This is a genomic window from Caldicellulosiruptoraceae bacterium PP1 (assembly GCA_041320695.1).
In the GTDB taxonomy this organism is placed as follows: domain Bacteria; phylum Bacillota; class Thermoanaerobacteria; order Caldicellulosiruptorales; family Caldicellulosiruptoraceae; genus JBGGOQ01.
This window is the reverse complement of sequence record JBGGOQ010000021.1, coordinates 1-13208: the sequence shown is the minus strand read 5'-3', so window position 1 is coordinate 13208 and position 13208 is coordinate 1. Positions and strand designations below refer to the sequence as shown.

Annotated in this window: 12 protein-coding genes, 3 tRNA genes and 1 pseudogene; 2 read left to right on the top strand and 14 right to left on the bottom strand. The window is 31.8% G+C overall.

Features of this window, described 5'->3' with window-relative positions:
• Nucleotides 1-7: 7 nt before the first annotated feature.
• From ACAG39_12170 to ACAG39_12145, 6 genes and pseudogenes are all read right to left on the bottom strand, one after another.
• On the bottom strand, nt 8-1525 hold the full coding sequence (locus ACAG39_12170) for a YifB family Mg chelatase-like AAA ATPase (protein MEZ0537979.1): 1518 nt from the start codon (nt 1523-1525) through the stop codon (nt 8-10).
• A gap of 184 nt (nt 1526-1709) precedes the next feature.
• Nucleotides 1710-2606, bottom strand: a pseudogene (metE, locus tag ACAG39_12165) (5-methyltetrahydropteroyltriglutamate--homocysteine S-methyltransferase).
• Nucleotides 2607-2713: 107 nt separating this feature from the next.
• A complete protein-coding gene (gene tnpB, locus ACAG39_12160) occupies nt 2714-3784 on the bottom strand; it encodes an IS200/IS605 family element RNA-guided endonuclease TnpB (protein ID MEZ0537978.1) in 1071 nt (356 codons plus the stop codon).
• 156 nt (nt 3785-3940) lie between these two features.
• Nucleotides 3941-4016: transfer RNA gene (locus ACAG39_12155), tRNA-Lys, on the bottom strand.
• Nucleotides 4017-4025: 9 nt separating this feature from the next.
• A tRNA-Gln gene (locus tag ACAG39_12150) sits at nt 4026-4101 on the bottom strand.
• A gap of 13 nt (nt 4102-4114) precedes the next feature.
• A tRNA-His gene (locus ACAG39_12145) sits at nt 4115-4191 on the bottom strand.
• A 169-nt stretch (nt 4192-4360) separates the two neighbouring features.
• Between ACAG39_12145 and ACAG39_12140 the strand changes: the two genes are divergently transcribed.
• Together ACAG39_12140 and ACAG39_12135 are read left to right on the top strand one after the other, a co-directional pair.
• Complete coding sequence (locus ACAG39_12140; GenBank protein ID MEZ0537977.1) at nt 4361-4762, top strand: DUF6036 family nucleotidyltransferase; 402 nt, start codon at nt 4361-4363, stop codon at nt 4760-4762.
• The gene (locus ACAG39_12135; protein MEZ0537976.1) at nt 4755-5099 is read left to right on the top strand and encodes a hypothetical protein; all 345 of its coding nucleotides are present in this window, start codon (nt 4755-4757) and stop codon (nt 5097-5099) included. The genes ACAG39_12140 and ACAG39_12135 overlap by 8 nt, the downstream gene beginning before the upstream one ends.
• Before the next feature lie 138 nt (nt 5100-5237).
• Here the strand turns inward: ACAG39_12135 and ACAG39_12130 are convergent, their stop codons facing one another.
• The 8 genes from ACAG39_12130 to ACAG39_12095 all read right to left on the bottom strand — a co-directional run.
• On the bottom strand, nt 5238-6797 hold the full coding sequence (locus ACAG39_12130) for an L-lactate permease (protein ID MEZ0537975.1): 1560 nt from the start codon (nt 6795-6797) through the stop codon (nt 5238-5240).
• Nucleotides 6798-6864: 67 nt separating this feature from the next.
• The gene (locus ACAG39_12125; protein MEZ0537974.1) at nt 6865-7356 is read right to left on the bottom strand and encodes an HD domain-containing protein; all 492 of its coding nucleotides are present in this window, start codon (nt 7354-7356) and stop codon (nt 6865-6867) included.
• A gap of 56 nt (nt 7357-7412) precedes the next feature.
• Nucleotides 7413-8177 carry a hypothetical protein gene (locus tag ACAG39_12120; GenBank protein MEZ0537973.1) on the bottom strand — a complete coding sequence of 255 codons (765 nt, stop codon included), beginning with the start codon at nt 8175-8177 and terminating at the stop codon, nt 7413-7415.
• Complete coding sequence (locus ACAG39_12115) at nt 8178-9443, bottom strand: NAD(P)/FAD-dependent oxidoreductase (protein ID MEZ0537972.1); 1266 nt, start codon at nt 9441-9443, stop codon at nt 8178-8180.
• A gap of 15 nt (nt 9444-9458) precedes the next feature.
• Nucleotides 9459-9905: a 4Fe-4S dicluster domain-containing protein gene (locus ACAG39_12110; protein MEZ0537971.1), complete on the bottom strand. Its 447-nt coding sequence runs from the start codon at nt 9903-9905 to the stop codon at nt 9459-9461.
• A 2-nt stretch (nt 9906-9907) separates the two neighbouring features.
• Entirely contained in the window at nt 9908-11416 is a 1509-nt protein-coding gene (locus tag ACAG39_12105) for a glutamate synthase-related protein (GenBank protein ID MEZ0537970.1), read from the bottom strand.
• Complete coding sequence (locus tag ACAG39_12100) at nt 11413-12507, bottom strand: glutamine amidotransferase family protein (protein ID MEZ0537969.1); 1095 nt, start codon at nt 12505-12507, stop codon at nt 11413-11415. The genes ACAG39_12105 and ACAG39_12100 overlap by 4 nt, the downstream gene beginning before the upstream one ends.
• 390 nt (nt 12508-12897) lie before the next feature.
• Nucleotides 12898-13208 (bottom strand): glycoside hydrolase family 9 protein (locus ACAG39_12095; GenBank protein ID MEZ0537968.1); only part of this gene is annotated, 311 nt, incomplete at its 5' end.

The window sequence follows — 13208 nt, the reverse complement described above, 5'->3', positions numbered from 1 at the left end:
TTATATTTTATATTAACCTATCTAATATCCTATAATTTATTGCTTCTAATAGATGTTCTGATTTAATATCTTGACTTCCTTCAAGGTCGGCTATTGTTCTTGAAACCTTAAGTATCTTGGAATATGCTCTAAATGAAAGCTTTAGTTTATCAAAGGCATTTTCCATCAGTTCTTTTTCTTTTGAGTTTAACCTACAATACTTATTTATTTGTGATGGCTTCATCTGTGAATTAAAATTAATACCTGCATTTTTAAATCTTTCTAATTGTATTTCTCTTGCTTTTAAAATATTTTCTCTCATTGTTTTGGAATCTTTTGTAGACTTATCATCAATGCTTCTTAAACTAACCTGCTTTACTTCAATATGTATATCAATTCTATCCTGTATTGGTTTTGAGATCTTACCCATATATTGTTTTACTTGATGTGGCAAGCATGTACATTCTTTATCTTCTGATAAATAAAAACCACATGGACAGGGATTCATTGAAGCAACCAACATAAACCTAGCAGGATAGGTAACTGTGGCATTTGCTCTTGAAATTGTTATTATACCATCCTCCAAAGGCTGCCTTAAAACCTCTATTGTTCTTTTATCAAACTCTGGAAATTCATCTAAAAATAAAACTCCATTATGTGCTAAAGAAACCTCACCAGGTTTTGGAATCTTACCACCACCAATCAAAGCAATTGATGATGCTGTATGGTGTGGGGTTCTAAATGGTCTTTTTGTAATAAGACCTTCATTTTCGGATATTAATCCTGCAGAGCTATATATTTTGGTAACCTCAAGGCTTTCTTCAAATGTCATTTGAGGAAGTATTGTCGGAATTCTTCGTGAAATCATTGTTTTACCACTACCAGGTGGTCCTATCATCAAAAGATTGTGCATACCTGCAACAGCTATTTCAACAGCCCTTTTTACATATTCCTGCCCTTTTACTTCTGAAAAGTCAACATCATATAAATGATCTATATTAAAAAGTGAATTTATATCAAACTGGTAAGCAAATTTTTCATTTTCACCATTTATCAAATCAACAGCTTCTTTTAATGTTGTAACTGGAAACACATTTATTCCTTTTACAACAGCACATTCATTTCTATTTTCATATGGAACAATAATATTTTTGAAGCCTAGTTCATATGCTGCAATAGTCATAAGCAAAGCTCCACTTACCTTTTTTACCTGTCCATCAAGTGAAAGCTCCCCTATAATTGCATAATAAGAATTGTTTATTATCTGTTCAGATGATTTAAGAATTGCAACTGCAATGGGCAAATCAAATGACGAGCCTTCTTTTTTAGTTGAGGCAGGAGCAAGATTTATTGTTATCTTTCCAGTTGGAAACTCAAAGCCACTATTTTTTATAGCAAGCCTAACTCTTTCCTTTGCCTCTTTTATTGTGGTATCAGGAAGACCAACAATATCAAAGCTTGGAATTCCATTTGTTATATCAGCTTCAACAGTAACCTCAAAGCCTTTTATACCTATATATGAAAGGGTTGTTACCTTAGAAAGCATATTCACTTCACCTAATATTTTTTATTAAAATCTACCATAGCAAATAAATTTTTGCAAGAGAAAAATAATAGGGTTTATGGAAATTGTTTAAATATACCCAAAATTATTATAATTTAAAGTATAATAATTTGAAGTATATTAATGATAAAAGGCTGTAGGTGCTTTTCACCACAGCCTTTATTTATTAAATATTTTCTCGTATCTCTTTTGTTGCATTAATCATGTTTGTTAAGCTAGGTATAACCTCATTATAGTTTCTTGTCTTAAGCCCACAATCGGGATTTACCCACACTTTGTTTTTATCTATTTTATTTATTATTTTTTGTATAATATCTTTTATTTCTTCTACAGAAGGTATCCTTGGTGAGTGAATATCATAAACACCAGGACCTACCTCCATCTTAAAATTAGAATTATTTAAAGCATCCAACATCTCCAAATTGGACCTTGCCGCCTCAAATGTTATGCAATCAGCATTCATATTATTGATATAATTTATAATGTCATTGAATTCACTATAGCACATATGAGTGTGTATCTGGGTTTGTGGATTTACCTTTGAAATTACAATATTAAAAGCATTTATTGAAGTTTTAAGATATTCTTCCCATTCTGTTTTTCTCAAAGGCAATTTTTCTCTTAGTGCCGCTTCATCAACCTGAATAATCTTGCAACCATTATTTTCTAAGTCCAATACCTCTTCTTTTATTGCTTCTGCTATTTGGTAAACCATATCTTTAAATGTTATATCTTCTCGTGGGAAAGACCAGTTAACAATTGTTACAGGACCTGTTAGCATACCTTTTACTGGTTTTGGTGTTAGGCTTTGAGCATATTTTATATATTCTATTGTTATTGGCTTTGTTCTTTTTATATCCCCAAATATTATTGGTGGCTTTACACATCTAGTTCCATAAGACTGAACCCATCCATTTTGAGTAATAACAAAGCCTTCTAAGTTTTCACCAAAGTATTCAACCATATCATTTCTTTCAAATTCACCATGAACCAAAACATCTAAACCAATCTCTTCTTGAAGAGATATAACCTCTTTTATTTTTTGTTTTATAAAGCTATCATAGGTAGTGAACTACCCCCACCTATAGATGTGGGGGCTTCGTGGTCAAGATAAGCTACCTTACCAGATTACCCACGCTCAAAGGGCTGTCCCATCCCCGATAATACCATCTACATGGCTAATTTTAGTAGATTCTTGGCTGCATTTATATCTCTATCATGTTTGGCACCACATTTAGGACATTCCCATTCCCTCAATGCTAAATCCTTTACATCAGTATTTTTATGCCCACATTCACTACATATTTGACTTGATGCATAAGAATGTGGTGCTATTATTATTTCTCTCCCATACCACTTTGCTTTATATTCTATCATCCTTCTAAATTCTGACCATGATACCTCTGTTATTGCCTTTGCTAAATGATGATTTTGTTGCATATTCTTTACCTTCAAATCCTCCATCACTATAACTTGGTTTTCGTTTATTATTTTAGAGGATAACTTATGTAGAAAGTCTTTCCTTTGATTTGATATTTTTTCATATAGTTTTGCAAGTTTTAATCTTGTTTTTTCATAATTACTGCTTTGTTTTTGTTTCCTTGATAGTGATTTTTGTATTTGTTTTATCCTTTTTTCAGTTTTCCTTAACCATTTTGGATTTTCTATCTTTTCTCCATTTGATAGTATCGCAAATTCCTTTAACCCTAAATCTATTCCCATCTTTTTATCCACATTGGGAAGTTTTTTTATTTCTGTTTCTAATAATATTGAAGCATAATATTTTCCTGCAGGTGTTTTTGATATTGTTACAGATTTTATAATCCCTTCAAATTGTCTATGTTGTTTTATCTTTATCTTTGTGTTTAGTTTTGGCACTTTTAAGTATCCATTATCTATACTTACTGTCCCATTTTGATTATTTGTTGTGTATGATTGATAGCCTTTTTTCTTTTTGAACTTCGGAAAACCTATATTCTTATCCCTAAAAAAGTTGTTATATGCTCTTTCTAAATTAAGCTGTGCATTAGCAAGGGCAAGACTATCTACTTCCTTTAGAAATGGATATTCTCTTTTATACTTAGCAGGTGTAGTTTTTAACATTCTTTCTGTTTGCTTGTAATACTCTATTTTGTCTGCAAGCATTTTGTTATATATAAACCTTACACAACCAAATACCTTTGCAAAATATTCTTGTTGTTCTTTTGTAGGGTATATTCTGTATTTATATGCCTTTAGCAAATTTTCACCCCCTCCTATGATTATTATAGCAAATAAAGCGATATTCATCACACACTCATAGAAGTAGGCGACTTCTGTCGTTGATTAGGTTAAAAAATTATATTTTATTAATATAACAAAAAAAGCCCTCACATATGAGAGCTTGGTTTTCATAAATGGTGAGCCATCCGCGACTCGAACGCGGGACACCCAGCTTAAAAGGCTGGTGCTCTGCCTGCTGAGCTAATGGCCCATATTTAAATGGCTGGGGTGGGTGGATTCGAACCACCGGACTGCAGGAGTCAAAGTCCTGTGCCTTACCGCTTGGCTACACCCCAATATAGCTTTTCATGGGGTGGATAATGGGACTTGAACCCATGACCTCCAGGGCCACAACCTGGCGCTCTAACCATCTGAGCTATACCCACCGCTTTTTTAGTCTTATTTCGACAAGCAAATCTTATTATAAAAGGTATTTGAGAAAGAGTCAATAGCGAATTCTTGTTTGTATTAATTTTTTGTTTGCAATTGATTAATAAACGAATGTATAATTTAATTTAGATAAAAATTTAGGTGAAATAAACTGGTTCAGCTTGTATATTGGGAGGATATTTTGATATAGCAACAAGAGATTTTGATTTTTTAGATTTGAATTATCCTGCGGAATTAGGAAAAGTATTAAGATATCTAAGTGATTTTGATATGTTAGAATATGAGAGTACAGCTATTTCTCCTTCATATAAAAAAAGAGCAATTAAACTAGATGGTTTTGACTATCTTAGTTTTTACGTATTATCAAAAGAAGATATTGTTGTAAGCAAAATTATCAGAATGAGTGAAAAAGATATTGAGGATTTGGATATACTTGTTCCTCAATGCGATAAAAATTTATTGAATATAATTATTAACGAGATAATTAATCGAAATGATTTTTATGAATCAAAGAAAAAAGCATTTTTGGAAAATTTACCACGTTTTAAGGAGAGATATGATGTATAGGGTTTTTTTGGAAAGCTATAATAATTATCAAAAAATATATTCTAATAATAAAGAAAATGCTTATCGATATAAAATAACTGAACCATTCGAGTTAATTGTAAATATAGATAGATTTAATAAAGAAAGAGATAAGAATTCGTTTTTATATAAAAAATTATGCGATCTTCTTTTCTATATGGAAAAAAATATTGATAGGTTTCCAAAGTTTAAAGCTTTTCTTTGGACACTTGAGTCGAGAAATATTAAAGGTAAATATTACGGTGTATCAAGTTTAGAAGAGTTAGAAGAGCAAAGTAAAATAATTAACATGTTTTTGAATTTACAATATTGGCAGTAAAAATAGTGAATGTATAATTTAAAATTAATATTTAAAGTAGAATATATTTATCATGATTTACATTTGTAAATGTATATTAAAACCTATTCATTGAATAATTTAGGGCTATCCAATATTCTTTTTGGATAGCCCTTTGTTTTATCCTAATCTTAAAATAAAGCTTAAAATACCAGTTATAAACGCCATAATAAGTGAAATAATAAGTGTTGTTTTCAAAACTTTAGATTCTTCACCAATTGCATCAATAGCTGCTGCAGCGTTTTGTAATTTTGAAGGTGAAATGCCAGATGCTAATCCTCCTCCAAATGCAAGAGCTGCAACCATCATAAATGGAGATATCTTTAGTATATTTGATGTCTCTATTGTATATTTAGCAAACATAGCAATTGTTGATGTTTCTGTACCTGTGATAAAGCCTCCAAGTATCCCAAGGTATGGCACAATAAATGCATAGGCATGTTTAAATGCCCTTGCAGAATAGTCAGCCATAATATAAATGATATTATGGTCTTTATTTAAAAGCTCATATCCCAAATCAGTCTTTACAAATCCTGAATACATCATTACATATGCCATTAAAAAGAAGACTGTTGATGATATAAATGGTTTTGGAATTCTGTTTTTCATCTTAATAAGAGAGTCTTTTAGCTGCTGTTTTGTTGGTTTTAAGAATACTATTGAAAGCAATGTACTAATCAAAATCCATGTGTATGCTTGCCATAAAACCCTTGTAAATATTGGCTTTATTTTAGGTCCTTTCATTACTTCAACTGGCATTGAAAGTTTTTCATATAAAAATGCTCTTATTGGTTCAATTAAGTTTGTAGCTAAAATTAATACAACTAATAATATCCAAGGGGAAATAGCTACAAGAATATTCATGCTCTTTGATATCTTCTTGTCCTCATCATTAAATACTGAACTATCATATACTTTTTTACCTTTTAGCTTAAGTATTAGCATCATAACAAGCATTATAAATATACCAGCAAAGATACCAGTTAAAACTGGAGCTTTAATTAATATTGTAAACCTTGCTGATAAATATGATGTAATACCAACAACTATGGCAGGTAAAATTCCTCTTTTTAAATAATGACTATTACCTATAATATAAAGCATTGCAAGAGAGATGGTAAAAGAAACAACCCCTACATAAGGTAAAAAATATTTTGCTGCTGTAATAAGGTCTGTATTTGCAATCTGAGCAAAAACAACAAGTGGTGTGCCAAGCAAAGCATATGTACACAGTGAATCAAATCCTACTGCTGAAAGTGCAATACTGCTGAATGTTGAATACCCAAGTCCAATTAATATTGGAGGTAGTGTTGTTACAGGAATTGCACCTGTTGCAGCTAAAAAAGTGCCAAATCCAACATTTAAAATAAGTGCTTGTAATATCTTATCATCCTTTGATATCCCTTTTATAAAAACAATAATTCTTTTCATAGCACCTGTTGATTCCATAATTGCAAGCTGAATAATTGATGTTACAACAACAAGTGATACAGGTAGTGCTGCCAAAAAGCCCATAGCTGATGATTTTATAAATACATCAAATGAGGTTTTAAATGCAAAGATTGCAATAAGACCTGTTAGAATCCATCCAGCAAGACCAGCAATATCTGCAGTTTTTTTGAAAAGAATTAAAAGAACAAGAACAAGAAGAATTGGTAAAATTGATAAAATTAGATCCATAAATTAACCTCCCTACCATACTACAAAAATTTTATTTATCTTTAAACCGAAAAGGTTCAAAGCCAAGCTACAAATTATACATACTCCTTATTATATCAGTACCTGAGACAGTTTTAAAATACTTTTCTTTAATTTTTCTGATTTGCTCCAAACTCATATTATCTTCATATATATTTACTAAAAAATCTGCCTCAACTAAAATTTGAAAGTCTATATCATCAATCTTATTATAGCTATGATGATTACCTATAAGATATAAAACCCTATTTAAAATACTGTTATCGATTTCATATGCCTTTAGAATATTCTGAGCAACAATAGGACCTTCAATCTCTTGAAAATGACCTAAAGTAGAATTATATTTTTGCTCACATACCTTTATACCTATATCATGAAGAATTGAAGCTATTTCAATAATAGTTTGTGTATCTTTGTTAACCTTTTCTTTTTCAGCAATCATTTTTGCGAAGCAATAGACCTTACTTGCATGATTGATCCTTCTGATATCATTATTAAAATATTTTAACATGTCAAAATATACATTACAAATAAAATTCATTTAAATCACCCTTTTATAATTGCTCAAGCTAGGCAAAACCTAACTTGAGCATAATTTTAATAAGCATATAATTTACCATATGGTCTTTTGTTATATGGTATTAATTTATAGAATGGTTTCGACATAATAAACTCTTTACTAAATCCGAAGTATTTTACAAATTCTGTTACATATTTATCAATAAACTTGATGTCCTCACCATCTAAATCAACCACTTTTACTTCTTTACCAAGCTTATATTGTTCTATTTGCCCTCTTAAATACATTATACCACCATGCATACCTGTTCCGCAAAAAAGACCTGTAATCTCATCATTTTCTCTAAGATTTAGACCAAGTACTAAAATTCTTCCACCGGCCATATATTCACCCAAAAAATCTCCTGCTTTCCCTCCAATTACTAATACAGGTATTTTATCTTTATACTCTTTCATGTGGATACCAACTCTGTATCCAACATCGCCTTTAATAAATACCTCGCCACCTCTCATAGCATAACCTAAAATATCCCCAGCATTGCCATGAACAATAATTTTGCCATCGTTCATAGTATTTGCAATAGCATCTTGTGCATTTGCAAACACTTCTATTGTAAGGCCATTCATAAATGCGGCCATATCATTTCCGGGAGTGCCATGTATTGTAATCTTTCTATCAGGAAATGTAAGCCCATCTCCAATATATCTTTGGCCATTGACATTAATAAGCTCAATCTCTTTATATCCTTGATTGAGTGCTTCCTCTATCATTTGATTTAATTCTTTGTAATGAATACCATTAGCATCTAGGATAAGCTTTTCAAGTGATTTTACATTACTCATCTATTTCTTTGCACCCCCTAATAGCTTCTCATATCTAAATTCCTTTGGTAGATCAAGGTATCCAAAATCATCTTCAAGAAGTCTATCCTTTATAGCTTCAATATTTATCTTTTCTTTTATCATATTTGTAATCATGCCAGCTCTATCAAAAGAATTAATAAACATGTAGCCAAGAACATTTCCATTTTTAATATATATTTTTCTATAAGTATTTTTTTCTATATCAAATTTCTTGAGAACTTCAATGTCATCAGATGTTGGAACAACTATACCTGCTGTTATCATATGAACATCATAGAATCCAATTGAATTCATTGGAAAACCTTGTGTAAATGTTTTATCCATTCCTGCCATATTATAACCTGCTGTTTCTCCTTGGTTATATGCATTTGGCCATATTGGAATTACTCTTTGTTGTTCAAAAACCATATCATAACCTTCGGCACAATCTCCTGCAGCAAAAACATCCTTGATATTTGTTTCCATTTTTTCGTTAACAACTATTCCTCTATTTATCTTAAGCTCTGTATCTTTTAAAAAATCAATATTTGGAACAACACCAATTGCAAATACAACAATATCACAATCTAACTCTTGACCATTCTTTAGCTTAACCTTTTCTACCTTCTCATTCCCAATAATCTCAGAAACTGAATTCTCAAGTAAAAATTCAATACCATGTTTTTCAAGCTCTTTTTGCACAATAGAGCTTGCTTCTATATCTAATATTGAACCAAGAATTCTATTTGCAAGCTCAACAACCTTTACACTACATCCTCTTTTAGAAAGTGCTTCAGCTGCTTTTAGTCCACTTAATCCTGCACCTATAACAACAGCTTTTGCTCCTTCAAAAAGAGAGTTATCTATAGCTTTTACATCATCAAACTTTATAAAAGTGAAAACATTTTTAAGTTCAAAGCCTTTTGTTGGTGGAATAAATGGTTTTCCACCAGTTGCAATTAGAAGTTTATCATAATTTACCTGACTATTATCATCAAGAAAAACTATTTTATTTGTAAAGTCAATTTTTGTTGCTCTTTTACCAAGTATTGCTTTTACATTATTTTTTTCATAATAATCTTCATCTCTAATATACATTCTATCTTCTGTGACCTTCTTAGCAAGGTAGTAAGATATTAAAGGCCTTGAATACATTCTATATGGTTCATCTGAAATTATTGTAATTAAATTTTCTTTATCAACGTTTCTAATGGCCTCTATACAACCTGCAGTTGCAACTGAGTTACCGATAATTACATAATTCAAGTCCTTTCCCCCCTTTTATATTTCTTTTATTTCGAGAGCTTCGTTTGGACAATTCTTTACACAAGCTGGCTCTCCAAGCTCTATACAAAGATCGCATTTTGAAGCAACCTTTTTATTCTCGCCCCTTCTAATTGCACCATGCGGACATACTAATATACATGACCAACATCCTACACATTTTTCTTCATCACATATAACAGTCCCATTTTCAAGTTTTTTCATAGCACCTGTAATACACGCCTTTGTGCAAGGTGCTGCATCACAATGCCTGCATTGTAAGGCAAAGGTAACATAATTCCCTTGTTTTTCTTCAATTAGAATTCGAGGTGTAGGTTTATTTTTCTTATCTTTGTAAACCTTTATTATATCTTTTTTATTTTTTGAGTGAGCAACAGTACAATATACCTCACATAAATGACAACCTAAACAATATTCCTCTTTAGGAAATATTCTTTTAGTCATTGTTATACCCCCTCTCCAGCGTGCTTTACACCTAATATTTCCATTTCTTTTTCAGTTAAGCCTACTGCTCTTAGCATAAGCCTATTTCCCCTTAATGATTCAAGGGCATTTATACCCATACCTCCAAGCATTTCTTTTATTTCATGTGACCATGCTCTGAGTAGGTTTGCAGCACGCCTTGCACCAATCTCTGGATTAAGTCTTTTTACTAGTAGTGGGTCTTGAGTTGCAATACCCCAGTTACATTTTCCTGTATAACATTTTTGACAAACATGGCATCCAAGTGAAATTAATGCACCAGTGCCTATATATACAGCATCTGCTCCAAGGGCAATTGCCTTAACAACATCGCTAGAATTTCTAATTGAACCTGCTATTACAATTGAAACCTGATTTCTTATTCCTTCTTCTCTGAGTCTTGTATCAACTGCAGCTAGTGCTAGCTCAATAGGTATTCCAACACTATCTCTAATTCTTGTTGGAGCTGCACCAGTTCCGCCTCTAACACCATCTATTGTAATAAAGTCAGCTCCTGCTCTTGCAATGCCTGATGCTATTGCAGCAACATTGTGAACTGCGGCAATCTTTACCCCAACTGGTTTTGTATAGTTTGTTGCCTCTTTTAAAGCATATATTAGCTGTCTTAAATCTTCAATTGAATATATATCATGGTGTGGAGCTGGTGATAAAGCATCAGATCCAACTGGTATCATTCTTGTTCTTGATACCTCTTCTCCAACCTTTTCGCCTGGTAAGTGTCCACCTATACCTGGCTTTGCCCCTTGTCCTATCTTTATCTCAATTGCTGCACCAGCATTTAAGTAATCAACATCAACACCAAATCTACCTGATGCACATTGAACTATCGCATGTTCCTTATATCGATATAGCTTTTTGTGAAGACCACCTTCACCTGTATTCCAGTAAGTGTTCATCTGTGTTGCAGCTGCTGCTAATGATTCACAAGCATTCAATGAAATTGAACCAAATGACATAGCTGAAAACATTACTGGAACATCAAGCTCAAGCTGTGGTGGCATCTTTGTTATTAAATTTCCATTTTGGTCAAACTCAAGCTTATCAGGTTTTCTTCCAATAAAAGTTTTCAATTCCATAGGCTCTCTAAGTGGATCTATGGATGGATTGGTAACCTGACTTGCATTTAAAAGAAGTCTATCCCAATATATTGGAATTGGTTTGTCATTCCCCATACCAGTAAGTAGAATACCACCAGTTTCAGCTTGTTTATATATTTCATTTATCGCACTTGCTGTCCAGTTTGCATTTTCTTTAAAAGCATTTGAAGTTCTTTTTATTGTTAGTGCTTTTGTAGGGCAAAGTGCAACACATCTATGACAAGCAACACATTTTGAACTGTCTGCTATTACTCTATCTTCTTCATCATCATACTCGTGAACTTCATTAGCACACTGTCTAACACAAACCTTACATGTAATACATCTTGATTCATCTCTTATAACTTCGAATTCATTTTCAAATAAACTTATCATGCTATCACCCCTTCATCCAAAGTAGCATAAACCATTTCTCCACCCTTAGGTGTCCATACTTTATCTGGCTCTTTACATATTTGTCTTATTGCAGATTCTTCTGATGCAACATATACAACATCACCTTTTTGTGCTGCAACCAATGGTCGTAGTTTTATTCTATCGTTTAATGCAAGTATACCATTTGAAAATCCAAGAATTATTGAAAATGGACCATTTACTAAGCAAGATTGATATACAGCCCTTATAGCTTTTAATTTTTCTTTTACATCTTCTGATTCTCTTTCAATAACGCTCCAAAATGGTGCAGCTAAAGCCTTTGTTGCAATATCAACAGGTAATTTATGCTTTCTTAAAAGTAAATCAAATAGATATGCCATAACCTCTGTATCAGTCCTTAATGTACATTTATATCCAAACATTTCAAGATATCTAAAATTAGTGCCATATGATGAAATCTCACCATTGTGAACTATAGACCAATCCAAAAGTGTAAATGGATGTGCTCCGCCCCACCAACCCGGAGTATTTGTAGGAAATCTTGAATGAGAAGTCCAGATATATGCTTTATATTCATCAAGTCTAAAAAATTCGCCAATATCTTCAGGATATCCAACTCCCTTAAACGCTCCCATATTCTTTCCACTTGAAAAAACAAAAGCACCCTCAATCTCACTATTTATTGTCATAACTGCATCAACAACAAAATCTTCTTCGGTTTTTTCTGTATCTGCAAGTTTTTTGGGATTTGGTTTTACGAAATATCTCCATACAATTGGACTATTTTGAATACTTGATACCTTCCTTGTTGGAATCTGTTCACTTTCTACAACATCAAAATTAATATTTAGGTAGTGTTCAGTGTCTTCTTTAGCTTTTACATCATCAAAAAATAGGTGAAAAGCATAATAGTCCTTTCTGTCTGGATATATGCCATACGCTGCAAAACCACCGCCTAGTCCATTTCCTCTTTCTTTCATAATTGCAATGGAATTTATTATGTCAACTCCAGATGTTCTTATACCTTTTTTATTAATATAACCTGATATAGCACAACCTGAAGGAATCCTTATTTGTCCCTCTCTTAACATCCAATTACCTCCCATATATCAAATAAAGTTTTTTATAATCACAAATAACAAATGAAAATACAATAATGCAATTTCATTTCAATTTAAGTGTATACAATCAGCACATTTTATAATACTGTATACAATATAGTAAATCTAATTATAGCAATAAACTTTTTTTCAATCAATAATATATTTTTTATATTTTTAATGTTTTTTGCAAGTTTTATAGCCTATTCTTGCATTATTGATAAAATATGTTTTTTAAAAAAGACTGCCCACTAAAAAATTGGACAGTCTTTTTATGGAATTCTCTAATATTATTAATTATTTTCATAGTAATAAAATTGCTTGTTTTAATATAGTTGTGAAATTATTGACAATATACATTGCATATTTTGATTTTATCTATCAAAATATCCGGCAACAAAAACTGCCGATTGCAGTTGCAGAAATTGGAGCAACATAAAGGTCTCCTGTATCATATTCTGGCATTCTAAAATCTGGAAAGTATGCACTACCCATCTTGTGATATACTCCACCGCTTTTACTATCTTGCATTTTAAGTAACCATTCAATTTCATATCTACTTTCATCAAGTATATCAGGAACTTTGTTGTTACTTTCTGGAATGTTTAATTTCTCTTGAAAAGCATTTGGGAATAGTTCATATGCTAATAATAAATATCCAAGAGTTGTTGCACCGGGAACACTGTAAACCT